Below are 26,613 nucleotides of genomic sequence, written 5' to 3' on the forward strand. Positions count from 1 at the left end.
ACGTTCATCAGGGTCAGGGGATAGCGTCCCCATTAAGAGACCGACTATACGCACGCATCGGCTTATGTTGTTCATCATCGGAGCTTGCAACCGGGGAGGAGTCCCTATACGCAATGACAAAAAAGAGATCGTGTTGCTTCACGCGATGACACCACGGTATCGCGAGCTAACGCTGCCTTCGACAAATTGCAGTCTGTGCTCGGGGTTTTTTGTTGTGAGGAAGAAAATAAAAAGTGCCTGGATAAGTGCTATGATGCGGCCCAATTAATGAGGCAGCCGTCACCGTTTGTGATGGCTGGAGGAACTGAGGTGAAGTGGTGAGTGAAACGGTACCTACGTCATGGTTAGTTTACTGCCGTCCTGGGTTTGAGAGTGATGTGCTGGCAGAGCTACAGCATCACGCCGCATTGCAGGGCATTGCCTGTGAATCATCTCATGGGGAAGGGTGGGTAAGCTTAACGCGTGTCGATGGCGAAGCAGTGAATGATTTGCACCGCCAGGCAGCGTTTAAAAAGCTGATTTTCGCGCGCCAGAGCTTAGCGGCCTTGCCTGCGCTCACTCTTTCACGTGACGACCGTCTTACCGCTATCTTGGAACAGGTCAAAGCCAGCCGTTGGAGTTTTGAAGAGATTTGGCATGAAACGCCGGATACCAACGATGGCAAAGCGCTGGCCGGGCTGATTAAGGCGCTTACCAAGCCGCTGGAAAGTATGTTGAAAAAACGTGGTGCGTTAAGGCGCAGCGCGGGCGCACGACGTTTACATATTTTCTGGACTGACGGTGATCAAGTGCAGCTGGCGATGAGCTTCCCAGGCAATCGTAGCGATTTGATTAATGGTATTCGGCGGCTGCGCTTCCCCTCCCGTGCACCTAGCCGCTCAACGCTGAAGTTGGAAGAGGCGTGGCACGAGTTTATTCCTAGGGATGAGTGGGATGTGCGGCTAGCACCGCATATGCAAGCAGCTGACTTAGGGGCCGCCCCAGGAGGTTGGACGTGGCAGTTGGTTCAGCGCGGCATGTACGTGTATGCCATCGATAATGGCCCGATGGAATCACAGTTGATGAAGACTGGGCAGATTGATCATCTCAAAGAGGATGGCTTTACCTGGGAGCCACCACAGCGCTTGGATTGGCTGGTCTGCGACATTGTTGATAAACCAGTGAGAGTGCTAGCCATGGTGGAGCGGTGGCTGATTCGTAAATGGTGCAAAGAGGCGATCTTCAACCTCAAGTTGCCCATGAAAAAGCGCTGGGATGAGGTGACACGTTGTCTAACGGCGCTGGAAGAGTCGCTGGAAAAAGCGGGTGTGCATGCCAACGTATCATGCCGTCACCTCTATCACGATAGGGAAGAGGTAACGGTGCATGTAAGGCTTAGGGATTAGCGCGAGTGAAACCTCAGGCTTAATAGCCAGGCTCGTAAATCCGGATAGTTTCATCTTCGGTTAATAGCGGTAAAATACGCTGCATGGCCATTGCCCGCGCTTCGCTTGAATGCCACTCCTTCCAAGCGCGGATGTCACGCCATTTAGTAATCATCAGTCGCCGATCGGTATGACCCAGTTCTACCAGTGTTTCACCACCGATGAAGCCCCTTACGCCTAGGGAAACGCGCATTGCCTCCCGCGCTGCTTGCTCAAATTCTTCTTCAAGACCAGGCATAATTCGCCGTTCGATGATAACTTTAATCATACTTTCTGTTTCCTACATCGAGAATATTAATGGCTGATAATACGGGTACGTTACCCAGCTTTGACGTGGTATTGGACACCTCAGGACTCTACTGCCCAGAGCCGATTATGCTAATGCATAATAAAGTGCGCGACATGACATCAGGCCAAGTGCTCAAAGTGATTGCCACCGATCCCGCCACTACACGAGATGTGCCCAAGTTTTGTCAGTTTTTAGGGCACGAACTGCTTGAGCAGGACACCGCCTCTGCGAGTAACTACCTCTACTTTATTCGCTTAGCATAACCCTTAGAAATAGCGCGGGAACCCAAGCGAGGCTCAAATCAACATCATTGATGTTGGCCTCGCTCACAAGGCAGCACTAAGGCACTCGGCTAATCGCTTGCCACGACCATCATGGCTAGCGCCTCAAGCGTTGCCGGATCTTCTTCCAATATACGATTGGCGATATGGCGCTGGAAAAAGTAAACGGTTTGATGGCGAGCGTGAGCGCCGTAAAGGCACTTGTCCCCTAACAAAATCGGTGTCATCGCCGCTTTGTTCTCGTCGGCAAGGAGCGCGTCAAGGCTACCGTCGCTGTAGAGACGCCAGCCGTAAACAGGCTTCATATGCCAAGGAGTGTTGGGGTGATTCATGCACAGCGCGTGGGTGCCCAGAGTGTCGGGTATTTGCTGAATGAGAGTGATTTCTCCGGAAGCCTCATAATCAAAATATTCAGCTGCGGCGACTAGCTCATGGTACTTATGGTCCGGTGGTGAATCGAAAATTTCCTCCGTTTCAGGGTCGCGGTAACCCACGAAGTAGCCATTCTCCTGGCTGTTCAGATCATGGCAGGCCGCCAACGTTTCCATCCACGGCACCATGCCAAAGACGCTACCATCTTCTCTTAGTCCCCAGGCTAAAATAGGCATGCCGTAGTAAGTGTCGGGACTCGCAGCGAGTTGGTACACCATCTCTAGTCCATCTAGCTCCGGAGCTAAACGAACTAGGCACTTTTGCGCCTGCTGACGCTGACGCACAGTTTCCAGGTCGATGACCTGGGCAGAGCGGGGTGACAGGGATGCGCCCATTATGTCCCTCCTTATGCTGCGTGGTCATGACATTGGCGAAGCAAGTTTGGCTTGCTTCATTGTTATCCTTGCTTATCCACCTTACCTATCAACCAATAGCACAAGTTGCTCATAAGGTTAAGGGTTCTACGCTTTTTAATTATCTGAACAAGTTGGAAAGCGAGCTCGTAGCGCATGATGCTCGGTGAGCGCTTGCTGGAACTGGCCCCAGGGCGCTTGGGCGTTTTCCAGCGAAAGCCAGCGTGCCTGATAGCGCTGAATCGCTATTGGCTTGTCTACCGGCTGCGCGTCAATTAAGCGGTTGATCGCTGTTAGCCACTGCTGGGCAGTGTTTGCCAAGCGTTCAAGCGACTGTGGTTCCCCGCGCCTCAAGCAGTGTGTGGCATCTTTCTGCTGAGCTAATAATGCATTCGCTTCGGTTAAGCGTTGAGTGGCTAGTAGCAGGGCGCGCAACACTTCGGCGGTCAATGGCTGCTCTTGTAGGGTTTTTAAATGATTTTCGAGGGCTGAGGAGTCTTGCTGCCAATCGAGGTCAAACTGGTGATCCGTCATTTGCTGAAGATAATTAATGGCTTCAAGCTGGTTTGCAATAGCGTTTTCATCGACGTTAGCTAAAGGCTGGCTTGCGCGCGCAAAGCTTTTCACCCATTCGCTGGAATCAAAAATAGCGTTCCAACTGACGGCGGGTAACTGAGCTGTTTTAGTGGCCGTCAGCTGTTGCAGGCGCATTCGGTCTTCATCGCTTAACTTTTCGGGAACATCGCTGTTCCAGCAGGTGTTTAGCCGTTGCCATAGTGTTCGCTCATATAACCACTGCTGGCTAGGAGGTGCTACTCGGCCGAGTTGATTGTTACGTGCCGCTATAAGAGAAGTAATTTGGCATTCGCGTAGTGCATAAATATTCAGCATGCTATCCCTTGTTTCGGGGATATTAATAAGCCGAGCAGAGCGCTCCGGGAAATCGCCAATATTCATGGGGGCGGCCCGCTCAATGCCTGTCTGGTCGAGGTCATTCGCAAGTTGCTGATGGTAGGACTGCCACTGCTGCTCAGCAGGGTGATCGCCACAGCCAGCTAGTAAGGTACTTAGGGTTAGTGTTATAAAAAGATTGCCCCGCCAAGCCATGTTTATCCCTTAATGCTAATACGCTGTAAACGCCAGCCAAGTAGCAATGCCGCAGTGCTTAAGCCCGCAATCAAGCCAATCCAGTAGCCATGAACCCCTAGCGGGGCGACCTTATCGCCCACTCCATAGGAGCCCAGCCAGTGGCCGCCGCCCAAGCCTACAATCCAGTAGGAGAGTACCGTAATCACCATCACAATGCGGGTATCTTTATAGCCGCGTAAAGCACCCGCTAAATTAACCTGTAACGAGTCTGAGAGCTGAAAAATAACGGCTAAAGCAATGATTGAGAGTGCCAACGCCTGTATCTCACTATTGGAAGTATAAAGTGCGATTACTGGCTCGGCGCTAACCCACAGTACGAGGCTGTTAATAGCGGCAATGATGACGCTAATCACAATGCCATTCCAGGCAACTTTACGGGCGTGTGCCAAGCGCTGCTGACCCAGCGTATTACCGACTCGTACGGTCAGCGCCATGCTCAGCGACAGGGGCAGCATAAACAGAATGGAGGTGAAACTTAGCGCTATTTGGTGGGCACCCACCGTGACTTCACCAAAGCTGGCAATAAAGAGTGCAATAAGCGTGAACAGGGTCACTTCAACAAAAATAGCCACGCCAATGGGAACGCCCACCACCACTAATTCATGTATACCTAGCCATTGGGGCGGTGTCAGTTTGTGCCAAATCGCAACGCTTTTATAAGTATTTCCCCTGCGCGTGTAGTAGGCCATCGCCAGCGCCATCGTCCACATGGAGAGCGCCGTCGCAATGCCGCAGCCAAGAGCGCCCAAGGCAGGCAGCTGTTGCAAGCTAGTGGGAATCCAGGCGCCAAATAAATCAATCAAGCCATCGCCGCCGTAGATCAAGAGGTAGTTGGCAGGAATATTCACGCTTAAACCGACCAAGCTTATCCATAGCGCCGGGCGGGTGTGATTCATGCCATCGGAAAACGCTCTAAGCGCCTGAAAAAGGGCGATCCCCGGCATACCAAAGGCGACAGCTGACAGATAGGCGGCAGACTGGCTGGCAACGGCAGGGGGCACATTCATTAATTCAAAAATCGGTATGACGGCCGACCAGAGCAGTAAGGCCGCGACAACACCTAGCAGCAGGGCAACCCAGAGCGCCTGGTGCACTGCTGGGCGAATAGCGGTTTGGCGCTGTCCACCCAGCAAATGTGCCACAATTGGTGTGAGCCCCATCAGGGTGCCCGTCATAAATAGCATCAATGGCATCCAGAGGCTGGAGCCTACCGAGACGGCTGCGAGTGACGTTGCATCATGTCGGCCTGTCATCATGACATCAACAACACTCATCCCTGCTTGAGCCAGCTGAGCTCCGCAAATGGGTAATGCCAAGTAGACCAGCGCGCGAGTTTCTGGCCAATACACCGATTTAACTTGTTGAGTGAAATCGCCCAATGAGAAGGCTCCTGATCGACGAATTAAGCTATAAAAAAGCGATAGGTTAGCAGGGAAGCCTATGCCTTGCTGCCCTGTATTTAGTTTGCCTCTGTGAGGCAGTTATACTTTCTCAAACGGCAATGATAAACGAGGTCAATTTGAATCACTTGCAGGATCGATGGACGCTGGCCGATATTGCCGCGCTCTTCGATGGCATTTTTGCAGAGCATTATCAAACACGCCTAATTCGGGGGGACGATGAACCCCTCTATCGGCCTGCTGATAGCAAAACACCGTATCATCAAATTATTTTTGCGCGGGGTTATTATGCCAGTGCGTTACACGAAATTAGCCACTGGTGTATTGCGGGTGAAAAGCGTCGTCAATTAGAAGATTACGGCTATTGGTATTCGCCGGATGGGCGTAATGCTGAGCAACAAGCTGCTTTTGAGAGCGCAGAGGTTGCTCCCCAAGCGTTAGAGTACCTATTTACCCAGGCGTGTGGCCGTCATTTCCATGTCAGCGTGGACAATCTGGGGGGCGATACAAACGTGGATCGGGACGCTTTCCAGCAGCGCGTTATGGTTCGGGCAGCGCGCTACCAAGATGAAGGCTTACCCCTACGTGCCAAAGCGTTTTGCCATGCATTGAACGCTTACTATCAACAAGGGCTGAAGCTTGAAACAGCCATTGCTCAAGGACTTGATAGGTTGCTATGCACACGACTATGTTGAAGTTGTCTACTATGTAGGTGTTACGAATCATAAGGAGGGAATCTCATGACTCAGCACAATACAAACGGATCAGCCAAGGATGTGGTTGATATCCTAACCACAGATCATCAGGAAATGATGGCGCTGGCAGGCCAATTAAAGGCTCAAATGACCCACAATGGCGTAGAGATACGGCGGATACCCTGATCGCTGAGGTAATGCGCCATGCCGTTGCCGAGGAAATGTACGTTTATCCGGCAATAGAAAAATACATACCGAATGGAACCGAAGAGGTTGAGCACGACAAACAAGAGCACGATGAAATTGTTCAAGTAATGAAACAGCTGGAAGATTGTAACGCTGTCGCTCCGGTTTTCATGGCGCAGCTCGAAAAGCTAAAAGGATTGTTAAGTCACCATGCAGACGACGAGGAGTCACAGCAATTTCCTAAGATGCGCACCCATATGTCCGGTGACCAACTTATTGAACTAGGTGAAAAAGTAGAGCAGGCCAAAACACTGGCCTCGACGCATCCGCATCCCAGCGCTCCTCATTCAGAACTCTTCCACAAGAGTGTGGGTGCGTCTGTAGGCATGGTTGACAGGCTTAGTGACAAACTCACGGGGCGGAAAACGAAGTAAATAAGTAAAGGATTTATACAAGCTTAATTTAGGCGCTGGTGACCGCAGACAGTTTTTTAGACGGCTTTTGCTAGATAGTTTTCCTGAAAAAGTTTTTCTGAAAAGGTGAGGGGGCAATGCGCCACTAAGTGGCGCTTTAGTTTACCTGCTTCAACCCCTTTCAGCGCTTTTTCAATATCAGCCGCAGAGACCACCTGTTTTGGATGAGAAGTGAGCATATGCCGCTCGTAAAGGGATTTTTGCTCGAACTCAGCCCCGCATATTTCGCAAGTAAACTGTGCCATCAGCGTATCTCCCCCAGCGCTTTTTGGATATCTGCCATCGTTTTGTACTTTCGGCTGGGAAATTCCTTTAATACATTAATAACGTCATCTTTGGCATGGTTGGTTTTGGCCTGTTTAATCAGGTCCGCCTTGCTGCTCGGTAAATCGATGCCCTTGAGTGCCTTGGTAATGCCAGCCGCCGATGTCGAATCAGTGGCTGCCTTGCCACCGCGCTCACCGCCTTTGCTGCGATCGCCTTCGGGTTCCTTGGCTTCTGGCTGCATGTGCGGCTCGGTGAGCTCGCCACCTTCCAGCGCTTCATTGGGCCACTCGCGCTTTTTCAGCCCTAACGTCTTGAATAGGGATGCCTTGCCGGTGATGGAAATTTGTTCTTCGGCGAGGTTGTCATGCGCTCCGATGAGCAGAAGTTGAGCATCTTCGTAGTCAAGCAGCTTGCTATCGTCAATATCCAACCAGCGTTGGTCGGCGAATTTCTCTATTAAGCGCTTGGGGTAGTTCGGTTTAGCGTCTGGAAAACCGGGTACATCAAGGGAGGGGTTGCGCACCAAGATGATATAACTTGCCTCGGCAAGAATCCCCAGTTCCGCCTGCGCTTTGCCGGGTTTCGTGGGGTTGGTGAGCCGATAAGCCAAACGCGAACTGTTGTGACGCTCAAAGATAGCGTAGCGCCCCTCTCCAACAGGAATGGCCTCGCCCTGTTCCTGCTCGCCACGGGTCTTGGTAGCGTATTCGAGCGGCGCTAGCGCCTCGCCAATGTTTGTTGGCTTGCCTGTCATGTCGTTCATCATCCACTCGCGCGCGGTAGACGAAGGCTTGCCATGGGTAATTTCAGGCATGCGCTTTTTGCCCACCAGAAATAATCGAGCGGTGTCTTTATCGTCTGGCGCTAGCACTAAGTAAAGGCGCTGAACGTCTTCAATGTTTTCGACCCGCGGTGTATTGACCTTGGGCCGATAGAAAAAATAGATATCTCCCTTTTCAACATAATCCTTCATCTGTCACCTCCTGTGTAGAAATGGCTATGTCGTTAAGATGGAGTCCTCAAAAGCGTGTCCTACAGCTACCTTTCTAAACAAAGCCTCATTATGGGTTAGCAGAGGATTTTCCTTCGTGCAAACGTATCCTAGGCTATTGGTAGCTAATGCCTAGTCCTCTTCGGTTAGGCGCTGGTGCATCGACAGCATAACCTCAAGCTCATGTTCTGGACGCATCGGCTCCAAGCCCAGCTCGCTGAACGTTTCACGCCGTTGGCGATGCCATTCGCCAGGAGTGATTGAAGGGTAAAGCACCGAGGCTGGGGCTAACTCCACGAAAGGGTCTAACCCATAGGTGTCAAACAGCCGCGCCAGCGCCGCTTCGTCGTCGCCGTTGTCGCTGGTATAAAGGGTAGCGGAGAAGTGATCGTTCTCCAGCTCGCGGATTACCTCTAGCGGGCTAACCCCCAGGCTCTCCAGCTCTTCCATGCTGTAGGCGCCCATGGCATTGGTATCTTCTTTGATCCAGCTATCGTCTGGCTGAATCAATGTTTGCTTTACTCGGCCATCGGGCAGCGACCAGGCAATGGCGAGCGGTAAGCCATCGTCTTCGCCCGTTTCAATGGCTATAAATCCTGGATAATCGGCCACGCTAATACTCCTGTTAAGATTCCGTGGGTAGACGGAAAAAACACTGGGCGGTCAGTGTGGTTGCCGCCCCTAACTCAGCTTCGCTAATACCGTGCCACTGGGCAATCTCGCGGACAATCCACGGCAGCAACGCCGGTTCGTGTCGACGACCCTTTAGCTTCGCCGGGAGGTTGCGGGGCAGCAAGTACGGGCAGTCGGTTTCTACCATCAAACGCGCTAATGGAATATCACCTACTAATGAGCGTAGATGATGTCCGCGTCGCTCGTCGCAAATCCAACCGGTTAGGCCTATATGCAAGTCTAGGTCGAGATAGCCAAACAGCGTATCGCGATCGGCGGTAAAACAGTGCACCACTGCGTGACTGATGTCGTCTCGCCATGCATGCAGGATTTCTCGCATCCGCTGGCCTGCATCGCGCTCGTGTAAAAACAGCGGCAAACCGCTTTCGACCGCGAGCGCCAGCTGCGCTTCAAATGCACGCTCCTGCTCCTGAGGCGTCGAGAAGTTGCGATTAAAATCCAACCCACACTCGCCCACAGCCACTACTTCCGGTAAGGCATGCAGGGCCGCCATGGCCCGCTCCAGACCTGCGTCCCAATGGCTGGCGTCATGAGGGTGTACACCCGCCGTGGCGTACAAGCCAGGATACTGTTTGGCCAACTCGACGGCTTGCTCAGCATGGGCAAGATCGGTACCGGTAACGATCATGGTAGTTACCTGCGCCGCCTGGGCACGTTGTATAACCGCCTCAAGATCACGCCCAAAGCTTTCGTGGGTTAAGTTAGCGCCGATGTCCACCAATGGGGTACTAGGCCGAAACTGTAGTGCTTCGGGCAAAAAATCATCGGCATACGCAGTGGTCAAAGGTGTCTCCCATTCAATATGCAAAGACATCATTGTAACGGTATGCGCGAGCATCGACTAATGCATCAACGTTCCCCCTACCAGCGCGCTCATGCGTTACACTATGCGCCTCACGATTAAGGAGGACACCGCGTGACCCTGTTACGACTCGAACAGCTGCAACTCGCCTACGGCACCCATGTACTACTCAATCGCGCCGACCTGACGGTTGAAAAAGGCGAGCGGCTGGCGCTGGTCGGGCGCAACGGCACCGGCAAGTCCACTCTGCTGAAGCTGGTAGCAGGGGATATCCTGCCCGACGATGGCTCCATCTGGCGCGCACCTGGTCTCAAGATTGGCGTGTTGGCTCAGGAGTTACCCGAGTCATCTGGCTTGACCATTTTCGACATGGTCGCCCAAGGCCTGCCAGAAGCCGGAGAGCTGCTCTCCGAGTACGATCATCTTATCAATGATCCCGACCCCGATATGGATCGCATGGCGACCCTGCAAACGCGTCTGGAAGCCATTGATGGCTGGTCGTATCACCAGCGTATCGATACGGTGCTCACGCGCTTAGGCTTGCCCCCTGAAGCTGAAATGAGCTCGCTCTCCGGTGGCTGGCGCCGCCGAGTAGCGCTGGCGCGCGCCCTGGTTGCCGAGCCCGATCTGCTGCTGCTCGATGAGCCTACCAACCACTTGGACCTAGACACCATTGCCTGGTTGGAAGAGCAACTGCTGGCGTTTAACGGCGCGGTGCTGCTGATTACCCACGATAGGGCGTTTCTTTCCAAGCTGGCCACCAATATTCTGGAGCTGGACCGTGGCCAGCTAGGGCGCTACCCCGGTAAGTACGAAGAGTATCAGGCCCGCAAGCAGCATGAGCTTGAAGTAGAAGCACGGGAGCACGCCGAGTTCGATAAAAAACTCGCGCAAGAGGAAGCCTGGATTCGTCAGGGCGTTAAAGCACGGCGTACCCGCAACGAAGGCCGGGTTCGTGCGCTGGAAGCGATGCGTAACGAGCGTAGCCAGCGCCGTGAGCGCCAGGGTAATGCCAACTTGACGGTAGATCGCGGCGAGCGCACCGGTAAGCGCGTGGTGGAGCTGCAAGGCGTCACCCAGCGCTTTGGCGATGACGTAATACTGCGTGATATTAACCTTGAAGTACTGCGCGGCGACCGTATCGGTTTCCTGGGGCGCAACGGCGCGGGCAAGACAACCCTATTGAAAATCCTGCTGGGCGAGCTGGAACCCACTGAAGGCAAGGTGCAGATGGGCACCAATCTAAAAGTGGCCTATTTCGATCAGCTGCGTGCCGGGCTGGAGCTGGATAAAACCGTGTATGACAATGTTGCTCAGGGCAGTGATCGCGTCAGCGTGGGGGGTAAAGATCGCCATGTGATGAGTTACCTGCAGGACTTTCTGTTCACACCTGAGCGGGTACGCCAACCGGTGAAAGCGCTCTCTGGTGGCGAGTCCAACCGCCTGCTGCTTGCCAAGCTGTTCACTCAGCCAGCTAACGTGCTGGTACTCGATGAGCCAACCAACGACCTCGACATGGAAACCCTGGAGTTGCTTGAAGAGCTGCTTCTCGATTTCGATGGCACGCTGCTGCTGGTTTCCCACGACCGTACCTTTATGGATAACGTGGTCACCAGCATGCTCGCCTTTGAAGGCGATGGCGTGGTGCGTGAATACGTGGGTGGCTATACCGATTGGATTCGCCAGGGCGGAAAATTGCCTCCAGCGCCTTGGGAAGGGGCGGCGCGTCAGCGTACTGAACCCACCTCAGAAACGCCTAAAAAGGTGGTCGAAGCTCCGGCTGCCCCGGCTAAGAAAAGCGTTAAGCTTTCCTACAACTTGCAGCGTGAGTTAGATGCGCTGCCCGCTGAAATAGAACGCCTTGAGAGTGAAGTAGAGGCGCTAGAGAGCGAGATTGGTGACCCAGCGTTTTATCAGCAAGAAGCAGAAGCCGTTACGGCTAAACTACAATCCCTTGAGAAAGTGCAGAAAGCGCTAGAAGTGGCCATGGAGCGTTGGATGGAGCTAGAGGCGATGGCCGCTGGGGAATAGACGTAGCAACGATAAAAGGCGCCGAATGGGCGCCTTTTTCGTAGCGATATAAAAAAAGGGTTTACTCGTCGCTTTTCTCGCCTTTTTTGCCCACGCGTACCGCAAGAACATCACACTGGGCGCCGTGCAGCACGCCGGTAGAGGTTGAGCCTAGTAGTAACGCAAAACCATGACGACCGTGGGAGCCCACTACGATCAAGTCCACATCATGCTCTTCGGCAAACCGGTGGATTTCGGTATCGGGCATACCCACGACAACATGCTGGTCAGCCTCGGCAATATGCGGTGCGGCAATTTCGGCTAAACGTTTTTTGGCATGTTCATCCAACTGGTCTTGGATGCTGGTCAAGTCCATCGGTATATCGCCACCATAGGCAAACCCAAGCGGTTCCAGGGTATGCATAATGGAAATTTTGGCTTGATCGTTGCGTGCTGCGATTGCCACGGCACGTTCCAGGATCTTGTGGGAGTCTTTGGTTAAGTCAACGGCAACTAAAATGTGGTGATAGCTCATGGCATATCTCCTTAGCGTGGATAACACTAGTTCACAAAGAATAATGGAGGCTCTTTGTTCAATGACCGTTACTTTAGATGGCGTGCCTTATTTTAACAATGATCAGTGTTTTAACCATGACGTGTATCAAAACAACGTCCTGAGTCGTGATGGTTAGAATAGCTTATACAGTGTGGCTCACGTTAAAGGAAATGTAGAGATGGAATGGCTAATTATTATAGCAATTTCGATGTTTGTCATCGCACCGGTGATGTGGCTAAAGCCCAGTCCACGTCAGAGACGCCAGCAGACGCTGCGCACGCAAATTGCCAAGCAAGGCGTAATTATCAAACTGGAAAAACCACCGCTTCACCATTTTAAAGGGACGATGCCTGCCTACCGGTGGCACTATCCTCAGCCAGCACCTGGGCCGGATTTCCTTTTGGTCAGAGACAGCAATGCCAGTGAAGCTTTAGCACCGTATTATGCGGGCTGGCGTTGGCGAATAGCCCCTTTGCGGCCGCTTCCGGGTAATGCCGAGATACCGTTAAAAGCACTGCTTGAGCGTTTGCCACAAGACGCGCTGGTGATACAGTCGACTCCCTACGCGCTGACCCTATGGTGGTGGGAGTCGCAAACCGCTGAACGATTCACGACATATTTACCTGAGTTTAAGCAACTGATTGATACTCTTCAGGGCCATGTCGATCGGCCCAACGGTCAACCGCTCAAAGGGACAGAGCAGACTGTGCCAACCTCAAAGAGCGATCATGAGGCTGGACCGTCTTGATCCCGTGCCTGAATTGCTAACCCGTTGGCTTCAATCACCGCCAGCCATTCATTGAGCTGTTCAAGGTTCTCCTCGCTCAAGCCCGCAAACATCTCCTTGCGCGCCTGCTGGGCAACGCTGTCGATTTTTTCCAACAACGGCATAGCAGCTGGCGTTAGATAAATACGTTTGCTACGGCGGTCATTATCACAGGCACGGCGTTCCACCAAACCTTGCTCTTCAAGCTGACCGAGAGTACGCACCAAGGAAGGTGCCTCAACACCAATGGCGCGGGCAAGATCGCACTGTGGGTGCCCCTCGCCCATACGCCACAAGTGATAGAGCGTGACCCAACGCGTTTGCGTTAAGCCTAAGGGGGCAAGTCGTCGATCTAGAATTGAACGCCATAGATGTGGCAAGCGTGCGATACGAAAACCAATCGTTGAAGCCATAAGTAACTAGCTACCAATAAGTGTGAGTAGGCGAATTGTCATAAGCTGCGCCACTGAATGCAAGGCGATTAACAATTCAGTCATCCGGTTGCGCCTCTGCATCATTAGTGCGGCCCGGTAAAAAGCGCCGTAAGTTCAATCCGCTTAAGCCACTGGCGTGTATTTCTCCATCGGCTAGTGAAGCCTGCTGGCTATCCTTTGCCACCTCAAAGCGTATTAATCCTAAGCGCTGCCCAGTGCTTGTCATAATGTCGATGCGCCACTGTCCGGTTGGATCTTCTGGAAAGTTTTGCTTATGACTCCATGCGCGGTATCCCTGCTCGCGTCCGCCGTTGATGTTCAATTCCACTACGTCCATTGGCTCACCATTATGATGCCAAGCGTGGGTAATGGTTTCACTCAGTCCACGCGGCGCCCGGATGGCAGTGTACACATAAAGGCCATTTGCGCTGATAGCTTGGGGCGTTAGCGCCATAGAACCTTGAGGAATGCGCCGCTCAACGTCAAACCCAGGAGAAAGAGCACTGCTGGTCATCCATAGGCTGGCAGGTGGCACCCAAATACGTCCAAGCCAAGCGCCGTAGGCTAAGATCAGCGTTAATCCAAAAAAAGCACACCAGCGTTTGAGCGAACTTTGCTTTAACAGGTGCCAAAAGCTGGGTAAGGCGACAACGACCGTGATCCCGAGCGCTAAGAGTAAGCTTTGCCCTGTGGTGAGGTGTACCATAATAGGCAGCGTCACGAGCAATACGAGAAACACGCACATCGCGTGAAATAAAAAGTAAAGACTGCGCCATCGTTCAGCAATTTTAAAATAGATGGGATCAACGATAGAAAGTAGTGCCATAACGCCCACTAGCAGCGCAAACAGTGTTTGGCCGCTATTCCACACCGTGGTGACTAAAATAAACGGCAATGTGAAAAAAAGCGTTTCCTGATGAATCATCTGGGCAATAAACGTTGTTACGCCTCTTGGCGGAGTAGGGTGACCACGACGTTTCAACCAGCGGCTAATTAATCCTTCGGAAAGCAGTAGCGTCCAGGCGAACAATAATCCTAATGCTAGCGCGGCTCCCAGCCACTGTTGACGATCGACCAGAAAGAAGCTGGCTAACCCGGCAGTAAATGCCATGGGCGGCCATAGCCAGCTCCATGGCTTTAATCGCTCGACAATACTTTCTATATGTCGCTGAACGGTGGCAATGCGCGATGGCGTGAGCAGTGCGCCCATATAAAGTTAACCTGCAAAATAAAAGGAAGCGTGATCCTAGCAGTATGAACGCACACAGGGGAGTACTGGTCTCAGTAGATTGGTAAATTAGCCAAAAGTCAGGGCTTGACGTACACAGGCAACTCAACCAAGCTAAAGCAATCAAACGACCGTATGAAATCGATTGGATTGTATTGATCGAATAATGGAATTGGCCGAATAAAGTGTGGCGGGTTCCTTTTATGGAACCAACCCGAATTGTGGAGAGAGCGCGGATGATCTATCAAGGCAACGCCATCACGGTGACACGTCGTGACACCCCGAGTGGCAATGACATCGCTATGCTCACTTTCGATCTGAAAGGTGAGTCCGTCAACAAGCTCTCCAGCGCTGTGGTGACAGAGCTGGGTGAAGCCGTCAAAGCAATCCAAGCTGAAAATAGTTTAAAAGGCTTATTGATTGCCAGTGGTAAAGAAGTGTTTATCGTCGGTGCTGATATCACCGAGTTTCACACGCTTTTCGATAAGGGCGAAGAGTACCTGGTGGAGATGAATCTCAAGGTACACGATATTTTCAACGCCATCGAAGACCTGCCTTTCCCCACCGTTACCGCGATTAACGGGCTGGCCCTAGGGGGCGGCTGTGAAGTATTGCTAACCACCGATTTTCGCGTGATGAGCGAGAAAGCCAAAATTGGTCTGCCAGAAACCAAGCTCGGCATTCTGCCCGGTTGGGGCGGCTGTGTGCGCCTGCCGCGACTTATTGGCGCCGATAATGCTATCGAGTGGATTGCTGGTGGTACCGAAAACCGCGCTGATGCTGCGCTAAAAGTGGGCGCCGTCGATGCGGTAGTCACCGGCGAGCAACTGGAAGCCGCCGCGCTGGATATCCTTGATCGCGCCAATGCAGGTGAGCTGGATTATCAGGCGCGTCGTGCTGAAAAGACCAGCCCGCTGAAGCTCAACCCGATTGAGCAGATGATGGCGTTTGAAACCGCCAAAGGGTATGTCGCTGGTAAGGCTGGGCCGCACTATCCCGCGCCGGTTGAAGCGATCAAAGTGATACAGAAAGGCGCTGGTGAAGAGCGCGGCCGTGCTCAGGCAATTGAAGCCAAAGCTTTCGCCAAACTGGCGCTAAGCAGCGTAGCGTTCAACCTGGTCGGTCTGTTCCTCAATGATCAAGTGGTCAAAAAGAAGGCCAGCAACTACGAAAAACAGGCACAGCCGGTGAAGCAAACGGCGGTGCTGGGGGCTGGCATTATGGGTGGCGGTATCGCCTATCAGAGTGCTTCTAAAGGCACGCCGATCCTGATGAAAGACATTAAGGACGACGCGATAGAGTTAGGTCTGAAAGAAGCCCGCAAACTGTTTGCCAAACAGGTAGAGCGTAACAAGCTCACTACCGAGCAAATGGCTGAAAAACTCACCAACATTCGCCCGACACTCTCTTACGGCGATTTTGGTAACGTCGACCTCGTTGTCGAAGCCGTTGTTGAGAATCCCAAGGTCAAAGACGCTGTGTTGACCGAAGTGGAAGGCATGGTGGGCGAGAACACTATTCTCACCTCCAATACTTCAACCATCTCGATCAACCGTTTGGCGCAAAACCTAAAACGGCCGGAAAACTTTTGCGGTATGCACTTCTTTAACCCCGTGCACCGTATGCCGCTGGTGGAAGTTATCCGTGGTGAGAAGACCTCGGACGCCGCCGTTGCTGCCACCGTGGCCTACGCCCGGGCCATGGGCAAAACGCCGATTGTGGTTAACGACTGCCCCGGCTTCTTGGTCAACCGAGTACTGTTCCCCTACTTTGGTGGCTTTAGCTTCCTGATGGAGCAGGGCGCTGACTTCCAGCACGTTGATAAAGTGATGGAGAAATTCGGCTGGCCGATGGGGCCTGCCTATTTGCTTGACGTGGTCGGTCTAGATACCGCCGTACACGCCAATGAAGTCATGGCCGAAGGCTTCCCTGAACGCATGGCGCGCGAGGGCAAAACCGCGATCCAGGTCATGTATGAGAATGACCGTTTAGGCCAGAAGAACGACAAGGGCTTTTACGCCTACGAAGAGGACAAGAAGGGTAAGCCGAAGAAAGTGACCGACGAAGCGGCTTACGCTTTGGTCAAAGAGGTGGTGAAGGAACACAAAGAGTTTTCCGACGAAGACATCATCGCGCGCATGATGGTGCCGCTCTGCTTGGAAACCGTACGCTGTTTGGAAGATGGCATTGTGGCGACGCCAGCTGAAGCCGATATGGCATTGATCTATGGCATCGGCTTCCCGCCATTCCGCGGTGGCGCTCTGCGCTACATCGATGCGATGGGCTTGGCTGAGTTTGTGAAACTGGCTGAAGGGCTAGCCGAAGAGCTGGGGCCGCTATACGCGCCCACCGATAAGCTGCGTCAGATGGCTCAAAACGGCGAGTTATTTTATTCCAGCGATAAGTCTGCCAACCAAGCCTAACCACCACGCATAGGAGATAAGAGATGAGTTTGAGTCCGAGAGATATTGTGGTGGTTGACGGTGTCCGTACCGCCATGGCGAAAGCCAAGAATGGTGCTTTTCGTAACGTTCGCGCTGAGAACCTCTCTGCTGCGGCCATGCAGGCGCTGTTTACTCGTAACCCAAACCTAGACCCGTCGGAAGTTGATGATGTGATCTGGGGTTGTGTGAATCAGACGCTTGAGCAATCAATGAATATTGCACGCAACGCGGCGATTATGACCGGTATTCCCCGTTCGGTACCTGCGCAAACGGTCAACCGTTTGTGCGGTTCTTCGATGACTGCGTTGCATATCGCTGCGGCCAATATCAAAGCGGGCATGGGTGATTTCTTTATCATCGGTGGCGTGGAGCATATGGAGCACGTACCCATGGCCCACGGCGTTGACGTCAACCCGGCAGCCAGCAAATACGCGGCCAAAGCGGCGATGATGATGGGCTTGACCGCTGAACTACTGGGCAAAATGCACGGCGTTTCCCGAGAAGAGCAGGACAAGTTTGGCGTGCGTTCCCACCAGCGTGCTCAAGCGGCGATGGAGAAGGGCTACTTCGATAATGAAATTATCGGTATTGAAGGCCACGATCAGCGCGGCTTCAGGGTGATGGTTCAGCGCGATGAGGTTATTCGCCCCGACTCTACCCTGGAGTCTATGGCGAGCCTCAAACCGGTATTTGATCCGCGCAACGGTACCGTGACCGCAGGTACGTCCTCGGCGCTTTCTGTTGGTGCCTCGGCAATGGCAGTGATGAGTTACGAGCGTGCTCAAGCACTGGGCTTAGAGCCCATAGCGCGAGTGCTTTCGACCGGTGTGGCAGGTTGCGATGCGTCTATCATGGGCTATGGTCCAGTGCCTGCGTCCAAGAAAGCGCTAAAAGCCGCTGGTCTCTCTGCCGCTGATATCCAAACGGTTGAGCTCAACGAAGCGTTTGCCGCTCAGGGGATTCCAGTGCTGAAAGATTTAGGCTTCCTGGATGCGCTGGACGATAAGGTTAACCTCAACGGTGGGGCCATTGCCCTTGGGCACCCCTTGGGCTGCTCGGGCTCACGCATCTGCACCACGCTGTTGAACGTTATGCAGCAGCGCGATACTACCCTGGGCTTGGCGACCATGTGTATCGGCATGGGACAGGGGGTTGCAACGGTATTTGAACGGCTGAAATAACCATAGCCTTAGCTACTCAAACGGCATCCTTCGAGGTGCCGTTTTTATTTGTCAGGCCTTTGCTCAGAAAAAACTACTCCGAATAGCCCTATTCAGACTGAAAAGCAGTGCGGTGAAAATCCGCTGCGGCTTGTACTTCCGCAATGCCGCAGGTATCGGGTACCGGAACTGTGTTGCCCGCCAGAACCGCGAGTACCGCCCTTGTACCGTTGGCCAGTGACTCAAGGTTGTAGCCGCCCTCTAATACGAATACCAAACGGCCCTCGCAATGCTGTTCGGCCAGCTGTTGCATAAAGCCGGTTAGCGCGCCAAACCCTTCGTAGGAGACGTTGAGCGCCAAGTCATGCCAGTGGGGGTCAAAGCCTGCTGATACTAAAATGATATCAGGTTTAAACCAGGCAGCTGCTGGCGCCAGGATGTCGCGAAAGGCTTTCAAATACGCTTCATCACCGGCGCCAGCAGGTAGCGGCACGTTGATGGTGGTGCCTTCCGCCAAACCGGCGCCTACTTCTTCCAGGTGGCCAGAGCCGGGGTAAAAGGGGGCGGCGCGGTGAATATCAAAAAGCATCACATCGGGCTCTGCCCAGAAAATATCCTGTGTACCGTTGCCGTGGTGGGCGTCCCAATCAACAATGAGCACTCTTTCGCAACCTAGCGCGCTGCGGGCATGGGCTGCCGCCACAGCTACATTGTTAAACAAGCAAAAGCCGCGGGCGCGAACGGGCTCTGCGTGGTGCCCTGGCGGGCGCACAAGAGCAAAGGCGCTTTTAGTACGTTTTTCCATCACCGCTTCCACTGCGGCAATAGCCGTTCCAGCGGCGACTTCAGCAGCATCAACGCTACCCGGTGAGACCGCCGTGGTGTCCACATCCAGCCAGGCATTTTTGCCGCGCAGGCTGAAAATGTCGCTTAGATAGGAAGTGGTATGCACACGCGCTAACTGCTCATGGGTAGCTGCTTTGCCCCCTTCAATGTGTAGCCCCTCAATCGGCGCTTTTTCAAGCAGTTGTTGAATCGCTTGCAAGCGGCCTGGGTGTTCAGGGTATTTCCACGGCACAGGAAGACCTGCAAGCAGATGGCGAATGCGCTTATCGATTCGCTGGGGTAAAAAGTCAGCGTCGATATTGGGTTCGTGAGCGAGTACGCGATCATCATAGAAGGCAATGACATTGTGCATAATGGCTACCTGAAAGATGTGCGTTGATGACTCTCAATCGCACTGAATGCACGAAGTGCTTACCTACAGTAAGGCAGGCTGCGCGTGGTTATACAATGCCGCTTTCAACACTAAACGCTAAGGTCATGCTAAGTTCTTCTACTTGATCTGCAAACGTTGGCTGCCATTCACCGCTTAAAATGAGCGGTGCCTGCACCCAGCGCCAGCGTAAGCCGGTCACGATGCTCTCTACTGCGCGTTGGGTGCCCGTGCCGTCATGTCCTGCGCGGATATAGAGCGCACAGGGCAATCCTTGCTTTTTTTCTAGAACAGAATAGTAGGTGCGGTCAAAGAAATCTTTTAGCGCGCCACTCATATAGCCCAGATTCTCCGTGGTACCGAGCAGGATGGCATCGCAGGCTAGTACATCCTCTGGGCCTGCCTCCAAAGGCGCTTTCACCACACACTGCACCTGCTCAAGATCGGGATGGCTAGCGCCCCGCGCGGCCGCTTCGCGCAGAAGACGGGTATTCGCTGACGGGGCATGAGCAATCACTAACAGTTGTTTACTAAATTCATTACTAAGCTCAGCATTCATAGCAAAGACCTAATGGAAACGTGGGGCAGCAAGGGGTTGCGCCACATAATGAAAATGCCACACTGCTTAAGAGTCTTAAAGTTGAGAAGCAATATGTCCAGTAAGACATTGATCAATGTCTATTACGATGCCCAGTGCCCACTTTGTCGCCAAGAGCGTCGGCGCTATGAGCGCTGGTCGGGGCGCCATGCAAAAGATATCGGTTGGCTTGACGTAAGCGAACATGAGCAAACCCTACGTGCAAAGGGTGTTGACCCTGCAGTAGCGCTGCGCTCTCTGCATATCGAAACTGCGCAAGGTCAATTAATAGAAGGTATCGACGCCTACCGTTTGTTGATGAAGCGTATTCCGTTATTGGTCCCGGTCGCTTGGCTGATCGGCTTGCCTGGGATTAAACCAGCACTGCGAACCCTTTATGATGTGTGGGTAAAGCGTCGCCTAAAGAAACAGGGCCGATGGCCTCTTTAACGTCTAGCAAAGGAAGCCTGACAATGCAGCGAAGTGCGCTATATCTAGGGGTAGTAGTAGGCGTAAGCCTATTGCTCGCGGGCTGTGCCGGCGGTGGGCAGCGTCCTTCGCCAACCCCTAGCCAGGCAGCGGCTGAAGCACCGTTACCCAGCTCGCAATCCGCCCCTGCCGCCACGACAGCGCCGGAGACCGCTATGGCGAGTGACTGGGTGCCGCCGCTGTTTATCAGTCCGGAAGAGGAAGCGTCCTATTATGTTAGCCGTTTGGCCGATCGGCGTTTTGTGACCAGCTACGGTGATCGTGACAACCGTCGTCCCTGGTACATTGCCGCTGAACGATTAGGCGAAATAGGGCTTCCTGCTGTTCCACTGCTGTTTGCTCGGTTGAACACCAGCGATGCGTATGAACAAATGTTGGTGCTCTACGCGCTACAGCTAGCCACTCAAGATCCTCAGCTAATGGTCAGAACAGGTGGCGATTACGTTCAGTTAGGGGTAGTACTTGACCCTGCGCATAATGCTGAGAATGTGGCGTCTGCTCAGCAGTGGTGGCAACAATACGCTGAGCAGGTGGCCCGATGATGAATGGACTTCATGCTCAGTAACGGCTCACCAGATAAACCAAGGCCCATCAGATAAACCAAGGAGAGAAACATGGCATTTGCACTTTCATCAATGCAGGTTACCAGTCCAGCGTTTGCCGATCATCAAGCCATTCCTTCCAAGCACACAGGGGAGGGGGAAAATGTTTCGCCTCCCCTAGTTTGGAAAGATGCCCCCGAGGGAACCCAGGGTTTCGCTGTCATCTGTCACGACCCAGATGCTCCTTTGGTCAAGGATGGCAGCTACGGCTTTGTACATTGGGTGCTCTATAACTTGCCCGCTGATACCCATGAGTTAACTGAAAAGAGTGTTGTGGGCACTGCTGGCGCCAATGATAAAGGCGAAGTGGGTTACTTTGGTCCGATGCCCCCTGAAGGGCATGGTAAGCATCTTTACTACTTCTGGGTGCTGGCGCTGGACCATCAAACCTCGCTGCCTGAAGGACTGACACTTGCCGAGTTACTCAAAGAAATAGAGCCTAATCTGCTAGGCATGAATCGTTTGGTAGGCACGTATCAGCGTGATTGATCGCATCTGCAAAAGTAGACAAGCGGAATAATCCGTGTAGGCTCCATCGCTTTCTTAGGCCTTGAATCAACCTTTTCTATTAGCCAAGCGATGGAGCCATCCCATGAGTGATCTGCCTAACTGTCCTGCCTGCGCTTCCGAATTTAGCTACGATGATGGGCTTCAATACGTTTGCCCAGAGTGTGGCCACGAGTGGTCAAAGGTAGCCGAGGAGAGCGCTGAAGAAGCTTCAGGCGTGCGCGATGCTAACGGCAACATGTTGGTCGACGGCGATAGCGTAACGGTAATCAAGGATTTGAAGGTTAAAGGCAGTTCATTGGTGGTTAAAGTAGGCACCAAAGTGAAGAGCATCCGGTTGGTGGACGGCGATCACGATATCGACTGTAAAATAGACGGCATCGGGCCGATGAAGCTTAAATCTGAATTTGTTAAGAAAGCCTAGCGTTAAAGCAGACACTCCAAAAAAATAGCCCTCTGACATCAGGGGGCTATTGATTTATTAGTCGTCTATTTTTACACAGTGGTATTGATTTGCGTACCGACGCTTCCACTTGTGGCGCCTGCGCAACGCTGTCCATTAGCGCAGTAATATGCGCTGCTTGCCCGTCTAACGCCTCTTTAAAAAAAAGCTCAGTTGAGCCTGCTGGGCTACTTGCGCTTGCTGAAGTGCCATTAATGCGCTGATCATATTATTGACTGCTGAATCCATCTTTTAATCCTCGAATAGCAAGCCGCCATCCGCAGTGATGGCACTCAATACTCAGTCGAAATTATCAGAGGCCGCTAATCTGTCTAAAGCGATAGGTAATAGGTAAATGCGCGTAATAGCTTTTTCAAATGATAATGATTGTTGTTTTTGATGCGATTAGCGTCGATCGTGCTGTTATTTTGCTCAAATTGCCAACCATTTAGCTCAAGGGCTTCACATCAAATTTATACAGGACTAAAATGGTACTCAATTGATGCAGCCAACTAATTGAATGACTGCGTACCAAGCACATAAAAGGGGAGTCGACATGCTCAAGCTTTCTCGGCTGACAGACTATGCCGCTGTAGTGATGGCACAAATTGCCCGTCACTCCCAAACATCACATGCAGCGGCCGACTTGGCTGAGGCTGTGCAGCTGCCACACCCCACGGTAAGTAAAACACTTAAAATGTTGGCACGTGCGGGGCTGCTGGTTTCCCAACGTGGTGCTCAAGGCGGTTATCGCTTGGCGCGGCCAGCATCACAGATTACGGCAGCCGACATTATTGCGGCGATTGAAGGCCCTGTTGCCATGACCGAGTGTAGCCAAGCGGAAGGCGATTGTGAGCTTGTGGCTACCTGCGGTGTGGCTGACAACTGGCAGCGGGTTTCATTGGCGATGCGAACGCTGCTTGAAAGCGTGACCTTAGCGCATTTAGCCGATACAGCGCCGATTAAATTGCCGGTGCAATTGCCAATTCAAACGATCAGCCTGTCGGCGGTGTCGGCCTAATAGCGGCACAAGTACAGCAGGCCTACTTTATTATTAAAGGCGATAACCTCGCCACCCAACTGCCCGGAGGGTATCACCATGGCAAGCGAAGAAATGGAACAGTTGGTTCGTCGCGAATACAAAGACGGCTTCGTAACCGATATTGAGAGCGACACCCTGCCACCTGGCCTGGATGAAAACACCATCGCCTTTATTTCCAAGAAGAAGGGCGAACCCGAGTGGATGCTGGAGTGGCGCCTGGATGCCTATCGTCAGTGGTTGAAGATGGAGGCACCATCTTGGGCGCATCTTGACTATCCGCCGATCAATTACCAATCGATTTCCTATTTCAGTGCGCCGAAGCGCCCGGAAGACGGCCCGCAGAGCCTGGATGAAGTCGACCCCAAGCTGCTGGAAACCTATGAGAAGTTGGGCATTCCGCTACACGAACGTGCGGCGCTGGCAGGCGTGGCAGTAGACGCAGTATTCGACTCGGTGTCGGTTGCGACCACTTTCAAAAAACAGCTGGGTGAGGCAGGCGTTATTTTCTGCTCTATCTCCGAGGCTATCCGCGACTACCCGGAACTGATCAAGCAGTATCTGGGCACCGTAGTGCCTGTGGCAGACAACTACTTTGCGGCGCTGAACTCAGCGGTATTCACCGACGGCTCCTTTGTATTTGTGCCGGAAGGCGTGACCTGCCCGATGGAGCTGTCCACTTACTTCCGCATTAACGCGGCCAATACCGGCCAGTTTGAGCGCACGCTGATTATTTGCGAAAGCCGCGCCCAGGTTTCCTACCTGGAGGGCTGTACCGCGCCAATGCGCGATGAAAACCAGCTGCACGCCGCGGTGGTAGAGCTTGTCGCCCTAGACGACGCCTATATCAAATACTCCACGGTACAGAACTGGTATCCCGGTGATGAGAATGGCAAGGGCGGTATCTACAACTTCGTTACTAAGCGTGGCGACTGCCGTGGCGACCGCTCGCGCATCAGCTGGACGCAGGTAGAGACCGGCTCGGCGATTACCTGGAAATACCCTTCCTGCGTTTTACGGGGTAAAGACAGTATCGGCGAGTTCTACTCTGTTGCGGTCACGAATGGCCGCCAACAGGCCGATACCGGCACCAAGATGATTCACATTGGCGAAGGTACCCGTTCGTATATCGTTGCTAAAGGTATCTCTGCCGGTCGCAGCAATCAGTCGTATCGCGGCTTGGTGAAAATCGCCCCGCGCGCCAAAGGGGCACGTAACTTTACCCAGTGTGACTCTTTGCTGATTGGCGATAAGTGCGGTGCGCACACCTTCCCTTATCAAGAAATTGGCAACAGTACGGCGACCATTGAGCACGAAGCGACCACTTCTAAAATCGGTGAAGACCAGCTGTTCTACTGCCAGAGCCGCGGTATCTCGGAAGAAGACGCGGTCAGCATGATTGTGAATGGCTTCTGTAAAGACGTCTTCCAAGAGCTGCCGATGGAGTTTGCCGTGGAAGCGGAAGCGCTGCTCAACGTTACCCTGGAAGGTGCGGTAGGTTAATCCCTAGCCGTTCAGTCACTCATTTTATTAGTGTCGCCGTAGCGACTCGCCAGAATTATAAGGTAATCAATATGTTGCAAGTTAATGATTTACACGTCACCGTCGAAGGCAATGAAATTCTGAAAGGACTCACCCTGACTATCAACGCGGGTGAAGTGCACGCCATCATGGGGCCGAATGGCGCGGGTAAATCGACGCTATCGGCAGTCATTGCCGGTAAAGATGGCTACGAAGTCACTCAGGGCACGGTTACCTTTGAAGGCAAAGACGTGCTTGAGATGGAAATTGAAGAGCGCGCCCAGGCTGGCTTGCTGCTGGGTTTCCAGTACCCGGTCGAGATTCCAGGGGTTAAGAATATCTACCTGCTGAAGTCTGCGCTTAATGCCCAGCGTGTCGCTCGCGGCGAAGGTGAAATGCCAGCGCCGGAGTTTATGAAGCTGGTGAAAGAGAAGCTTGGTTACATGAAAATGGACGCTAGCTTCCTGCAGCGCGCCGTTAACGAAGGTTTCTCAGGCGGCGAGAAAAAACGCAACGAGATCCTGCAAATGCTGGTGCTTCAGCCGAAGCTTGCCATGCTCGATGAGATCGATTCCGGCCTGGATATCGACGCCATGAAAGTGGTCGCCGATGGTGTCAACAGCCTGCGCGCTGAAGACCGCGCCATTCTGCTGGTCACCCACTACCAGCGTCTGCTGGATTACATCATTCCCGACAAGGTTCATGTCTTGGTCGATGGCCGTATTGTCAAAACTGGCGACGCTGAGCTGGCCAAACAGCTGGAAGCCAATGGGTACGAAGGTATCGAGGAGTCTGTGGCATGAGCGATACGCAAACCTTTTTAGACACGCTGAAGGCGCGCAGCTCGAACTACACGGCGGAACCCACCTGGATTGCCGCTCGTCGTCAGGCAGGTGCCGCACGTTTTGAGGCGCTGGGTTTTCCCACTCGTCGCGATGAAGAGTGGAAGTACACCGACGTGCGCTCGATTGCCCAGGGTAACTTTGCGCTAGCTGACAACGCCGAGTTCTCTCAGGCCAGTGCCGCGGCGCTAACGCTGCCCATTGATGCTTACCGCTTAACCTTTGTGGATGGCGTTTTCTCATCGGCGCTTTCGGATCTGGACTCGCTGCCGTCAAGCGTCCAGGTGTTACCGCTTTCCAAGGCGCTGGCGGAGAACCACGAAGCGGTTGGTGGCCCGCTGGGTCGCTTAACTGGGGTGGATTTCTCACCGTTTGCGGCGCTGAATACGGCGTTTATGGAAGAGGGCGCTGTGGTTCGCATTGCACCGGGAGCAGTCGTTGAGAAACCTATCCTGCTGCAGTTTCTGTCCCGCGCTGGCCAGCCAGTGATGTGCCACCCGCGCGTACTGGTGGAAGCAGGTAGCCGCAGCGAAGCCACGCTGATTGAACACTACACCGGTGAAAGCGAAGCGACTAACTTCACTAACGTGGTTGGCGAACTGATGCTCGACCGTGGGGCGATTCTTGCTCACTACAAACTTCAAGAAGCACCGTTGGGTGATATGCACGTGGCGAGCATTCACGTGGAGCAGGGCCGCGACACGCGCTATACCTCCTACAACCTGAGCCTGGGCGGTGCGCTGGTGCGTAACGACTTGATCAGCGACTTGAACGGCCAGGGCGCTGAAACCAACTTCCTGGGCCTGTTCTTTGGTCAGGGTCGTCAGCACGTCGATAACCACACCAAGGTCAACCACAATGCGCCGCTGACGTTCTCCAATGAGAACTACAAAGGCATTCTGGATGACCGCGCTCACGGCGTGTTTAACGGCAAGGTCTACGTCAAGCGCGACAGCCAGAAAATTGAAGGGTTTCAGAGCAATCAAAACCTACTGCTGTCGGATCGTGCCCACATCGATGCCAAGCCTGAGCTTGAAATCTACGCCGATGATGTTAAGTGTTCACACGGCACCACTACCGGCCAGCTGGACGAAGAGGCGATCTATGCCCTGCGCACGCGCGGTATCGATGAAGCCACCGCACGAGGCCTGTTAACCCTCGCCTTTGCGGGAGAGGTGTTGGATAAAGTTAGCCTGGATGCGATTGCCGAGCGCGTTGAACTCGCGGTTGCGGGTAAGTTGCCGGAGCGCTTTAATCTTGCTGGGCTTGTTGAAGCGGCAGCCGCAATTAACGACTAGCTCTTTAAGACCCGCTTTTAAAGGTCAGCTTTTAAAGGCCCGCTGTT

At 53.2% G+C, this 26,613-nt stretch carries 30 protein-coding genes; 17 read left to right on the top strand and 13 right to left on the bottom strand.

The features are described from left to right. Positions 1-314 precede the first annotated feature (314 nt). The gene (gene rlmM / locus HZS80_RS15980; RefSeq protein WP_035556887.1) at positions 315-1,385 is read left to right on the top strand and encodes a 23S rRNA (cytidine(2498)-2'-O)-methyltransferase RlmM; all 1,071 of its coding nucleotides are present in this window, start codon (positions 315-317) and stop codon (positions 1,383-1,385) included. A 19-nt stretch (positions 1,386-1,404) separates the two neighbouring features. Here the strand turns inward: rlmM and HZS80_RS15985 are convergent, their stop codons facing one another. Next, a complete protein-coding gene (locus tag HZS80_RS15985) occupies positions 1,405-1,692 on the bottom strand; it encodes an antibiotic biosynthesis monooxygenase family protein (protein ID WP_007113141.1) in 288 nt (95 codons plus the stop codon). Positions 1,693-1,721: 29 nt separating this feature from the next. Between HZS80_RS15985 and tusA the strand changes: the two genes are divergently transcribed. Then, positions 1,722-1,976, top strand: a complete 255-nt coding sequence (gene tusA, locus HZS80_RS15990) for a sulfurtransferase TusA (protein WP_179916630.1) — start codon at positions 1,722-1,724, stop codon at positions 1,974-1,976. An 89-nt stretch (positions 1,977-2,065) separates the two neighbouring features. Here the strand turns inward: tusA and HZS80_RS15995 are convergent, their stop codons facing one another. From HZS80_RS15995 to HZS80_RS16005, 3 genes are all read right to left on the bottom strand, one after another. After that, the gene (locus HZS80_RS15995; RefSeq protein ID WP_035556895.1) at positions 2,066-2,761 is read right to left on the bottom strand and encodes a hypothetical protein; all 696 of its coding nucleotides are present in this window, start codon (positions 2,759-2,761) and stop codon (positions 2,066-2,068) included. Positions 2,762-2,896: 135 nt separating this feature from the next. After that, positions 2,897-3,886, bottom strand: a complete 990-nt coding sequence (locus HZS80_RS16000; RefSeq protein WP_179916631.1) for a DUF3080 family protein — start codon at positions 3,884-3,886, stop codon at positions 2,897-2,899. 2 nt (positions 3,887-3,888) lie between these two features. Beyond that, complete coding sequence (locus tag HZS80_RS16005) at positions 3,889-5,307, bottom strand: MATE family efflux transporter (RefSeq protein WP_179916632.1); 1,419 nt, start codon at positions 5,305-5,307, stop codon at positions 3,889-3,891. Between the two features lie 122 nt (positions 5,308-5,429). Between HZS80_RS16005 and HZS80_RS16010 the strand changes: the two genes are divergently transcribed. Genes HZS80_RS16010 through HZS80_RS16015 form a run of 3 tightly spaced genes read left to right on the top strand, consistent with a single transcriptional unit; the run spans position 5,430 to position 6,643 of the window. Further along, entirely contained in the window at positions 5,430-6,023 is a 594-nt protein-coding gene (locus HZS80_RS16010; RefSeq protein WP_179916633.1) for an elongation factor P hydroxylase, read from the top strand. A gap of 45 nt (positions 6,024-6,068) precedes the next feature. Continuing rightward, a complete protein-coding gene (locus HZS80_RS23585; RefSeq protein ID WP_235272533.1) occupies positions 6,069-6,209 on the top strand; it encodes a hypothetical protein in 141 nt (46 codons plus the stop codon). Between the two features lie 11 nt (positions 6,210-6,220). After that, positions 6,221-6,643, top strand: a complete 423-nt coding sequence (locus HZS80_RS16015; protein ID WP_235272534.1) for a hemerythrin domain-containing protein — start codon at positions 6,221-6,223, stop codon at positions 6,641-6,643. A gap of 56 nt (positions 6,644-6,699) precedes the next feature. Here the strand turns inward: HZS80_RS16015 and HZS80_RS16020 are convergent, their stop codons facing one another. The 4 genes from HZS80_RS16020 to HZS80_RS16035 form a co-directional block, all read right to left on the bottom strand. After that, entirely contained in the window at positions 6,700-6,927 is a 228-nt protein-coding gene (locus tag HZS80_RS16020; RefSeq protein WP_035556910.1) for a C2H2-type zinc finger protein, read from the bottom strand. Further along, positions 6,927-7,922 (bottom strand): DUF2795 domain-containing protein, encoded by a 996-nt coding sequence (locus tag HZS80_RS16025; protein WP_179916634.1) that lies wholly within the window; start codon positions 7,920-7,922, stop codon positions 6,927-6,929. Before HZS80_RS16025 ends, HZS80_RS16020 begins: the two co-directional genes overlap by 1 nt. A gap of 150 nt (positions 7,923-8,072) precedes the next feature. Then, a complete protein-coding gene (locus tag HZS80_RS16030; protein WP_035556913.1) occupies positions 8,073-8,552 on the bottom strand; it encodes a hypothetical protein in 480 nt (159 codons plus the stop codon). 13 nt (positions 8,553-8,565) lie between these two features. Further along, on the bottom strand, positions 8,566-9,447 hold the full coding sequence (locus HZS80_RS16035; RefSeq protein WP_374730591.1) for a TatD family hydrolase: 882 nt from the start codon (positions 9,445-9,447) through the stop codon (positions 8,566-8,568). 102 nt (positions 9,448-9,549) lie between these two features. On the opposite strand from HZS80_RS16035, the gene HZS80_RS16040 reads away from it, so the two are divergent. Next, positions 9,550-11,466 (top strand): ATP-binding cassette domain-containing protein, encoded by a 1,917-nt coding sequence (locus HZS80_RS16040; protein WP_035556919.1) that lies wholly within the window; start codon positions 9,550-9,552, stop codon positions 11,464-11,466. A gap of 61 nt (positions 11,467-11,527) precedes the next feature. On the opposite strand, the gene HZS80_RS16045 is transcribed toward HZS80_RS16040, so the two are convergent. Beyond that, positions 11,528-11,980: a universal stress protein gene (locus HZS80_RS16045; RefSeq protein ID WP_008959936.1), complete on the bottom strand. Its 453-nt coding sequence runs from the start codon at positions 11,978-11,980 to the stop codon at positions 11,528-11,530. Between the two features lie 199 nt (positions 11,981-12,179). Between HZS80_RS16045 and HZS80_RS16050 the strand changes: the two genes are divergently transcribed. Beyond that, positions 12,180-12,749 (top strand): hypothetical protein, encoded by a 570-nt coding sequence (locus HZS80_RS16050; protein ID WP_035556922.1) that lies wholly within the window; start codon positions 12,180-12,182, stop codon positions 12,747-12,749. Here the strand turns inward: HZS80_RS16050 and slyA are convergent. Beyond that, positions 12,728-13,180 (bottom strand): transcriptional regulator SlyA, encoded by a 453-nt coding sequence (gene slyA / locus HZS80_RS16055; RefSeq protein ID WP_035556925.1) that lies wholly within the window; start codon positions 13,178-13,180, stop codon positions 12,728-12,730. The two genes, HZS80_RS16050 and slyA, sit on opposite strands and share 22 nt — an antisense overlap. 76 nt (positions 13,181-13,256) lie before the next feature. Beyond that, on the bottom strand, positions 13,257-14,411 hold the full coding sequence (locus HZS80_RS16060) for a DUF5924 family protein (RefSeq protein WP_035556928.1): 1,155 nt from the start codon (positions 14,409-14,411) through the stop codon (positions 13,257-13,259). A gap of 254 nt (positions 14,412-14,665) precedes the next feature. On the opposite strand from HZS80_RS16060, the gene fadB reads away from it, so the two are divergent. After that, a complete protein-coding gene (fadB, locus tag HZS80_RS16065; RefSeq protein WP_035556931.1) occupies positions 14,666-16,852 on the top strand; it encodes a fatty acid oxidation complex subunit alpha FadB in 2,187 nt (728 codons plus the stop codon). A gap of 23 nt (positions 16,853-16,875) precedes the next feature. Next, complete coding sequence (gene fadA, locus HZS80_RS16070; protein ID WP_179916636.1) at positions 16,876-18,054, top strand: acetyl-CoA C-acyltransferase FadA; 1,179 nt, start codon at positions 16,876-16,878, stop codon at positions 18,052-18,054. Positions 18,055-18,142: 88 nt separating this feature from the next. Here the strand turns inward: fadA and HZS80_RS16075 are convergent, their stop codons facing one another. Next, a complete protein-coding gene (locus HZS80_RS16075; RefSeq protein ID WP_179916637.1) occupies positions 18,143-19,231 on the bottom strand; it encodes a histone deacetylase family protein in 1,089 nt (362 codons plus the stop codon). An 88-nt stretch (positions 19,232-19,319) separates the two neighbouring features. Next, positions 19,320-19,808 (bottom strand): flavodoxin family protein, encoded by a 489-nt coding sequence (locus tag HZS80_RS16080; RefSeq protein WP_179916638.1) that lies wholly within the window; start codon positions 19,806-19,808, stop codon positions 19,320-19,322. Positions 19,809-19,901: 93 nt separating this feature from the next. Between HZS80_RS16080 and HZS80_RS16085 the strand changes: the two genes are divergently transcribed. The 8 genes from HZS80_RS16085 to sufD all read left to right on the top strand — a co-directional run bounded on the left by HZS80_RS16085 (position 19,902) and on the right by sufD (position 26,566). Next, complete coding sequence (locus HZS80_RS16085) at positions 19,902-20,276, top strand: thiol-disulfide oxidoreductase DCC family protein (RefSeq protein ID WP_035556942.1); 375 nt, start codon at positions 19,902-19,904, stop codon at positions 20,274-20,276. Positions 20,277-20,299: 23 nt separating this feature from the next. Continuing rightward, the gene (locus HZS80_RS16090) at positions 20,300-20,857 is read left to right on the top strand and encodes a hypothetical protein (RefSeq protein WP_179916639.1); all 558 of its coding nucleotides are present in this window, start codon (positions 20,300-20,302) and stop codon (positions 20,855-20,857) included. Positions 20,858-20,929: 72 nt separating this feature from the next. Then, positions 20,930-21,406, top strand: coding sequence for a YbhB/YbcL family Raf kinase inhibitor-like protein (locus HZS80_RS16095; protein WP_035556946.1), 477 nt, complete (start codon positions 20,930-20,932; stop codon positions 21,404-21,406). Between the two features lie 103 nt (positions 21,407-21,509). Beyond that, the gene (locus HZS80_RS16100; RefSeq protein WP_035556949.1) at positions 21,510-21,848 is read left to right on the top strand and encodes a zinc ribbon domain-containing protein YjdM; all 339 of its coding nucleotides are present in this window, start codon (positions 21,510-21,512) and stop codon (positions 21,846-21,848) included. A gap of 574 nt (positions 21,849-22,422) precedes the next feature. Beyond that, positions 22,423-22,887 carry an SUF system Fe-S cluster assembly regulator gene (locus HZS80_RS16105; protein ID WP_035556952.1) on the top strand — a complete coding sequence of 155 codons (465 nt, stop codon included), beginning with the start codon at positions 22,423-22,425 and terminating at the stop codon, positions 22,885-22,887. Positions 22,888-22,965: 78 nt separating this feature from the next. Further along, positions 22,966-24,408: a Fe-S cluster assembly protein SufB gene (gene sufB / locus HZS80_RS16110; protein WP_179916640.1), complete on the top strand. Its 1,443-nt coding sequence runs from the start codon at positions 22,966-22,968 to the stop codon at positions 24,406-24,408. A gap of 71 nt (positions 24,409-24,479) precedes the next feature. Further along, positions 24,480-25,229 carry a Fe-S cluster assembly ATPase SufC gene (gene sufC / locus HZS80_RS16115; protein WP_035556959.1) on the top strand — a complete coding sequence of 250 codons (750 nt, stop codon included), beginning with the start codon at positions 24,480-24,482 and terminating at the stop codon, positions 25,227-25,229. Further along, on the top strand, positions 25,226-26,566 hold the full coding sequence (gene sufD, locus HZS80_RS16120; RefSeq protein WP_035556962.1) for a Fe-S cluster assembly protein SufD: 1,341 nt from the start codon (positions 25,226-25,228) through the stop codon (positions 26,564-26,566). The genes sufC and sufD overlap by 4 nt, the downstream gene beginning before the upstream one ends. The last annotated feature ends 47 nt before the right edge of the window (positions 26,567-26,613 follow it).

Origin of the sequence: Vreelandella glaciei, assembly GCF_013415125.1 — a bacterium.
GTDB lineage: Bacteria > Pseudomonadota > Gammaproteobacteria > Pseudomonadales > Halomonadaceae > Vreelandella > Vreelandella glaciei.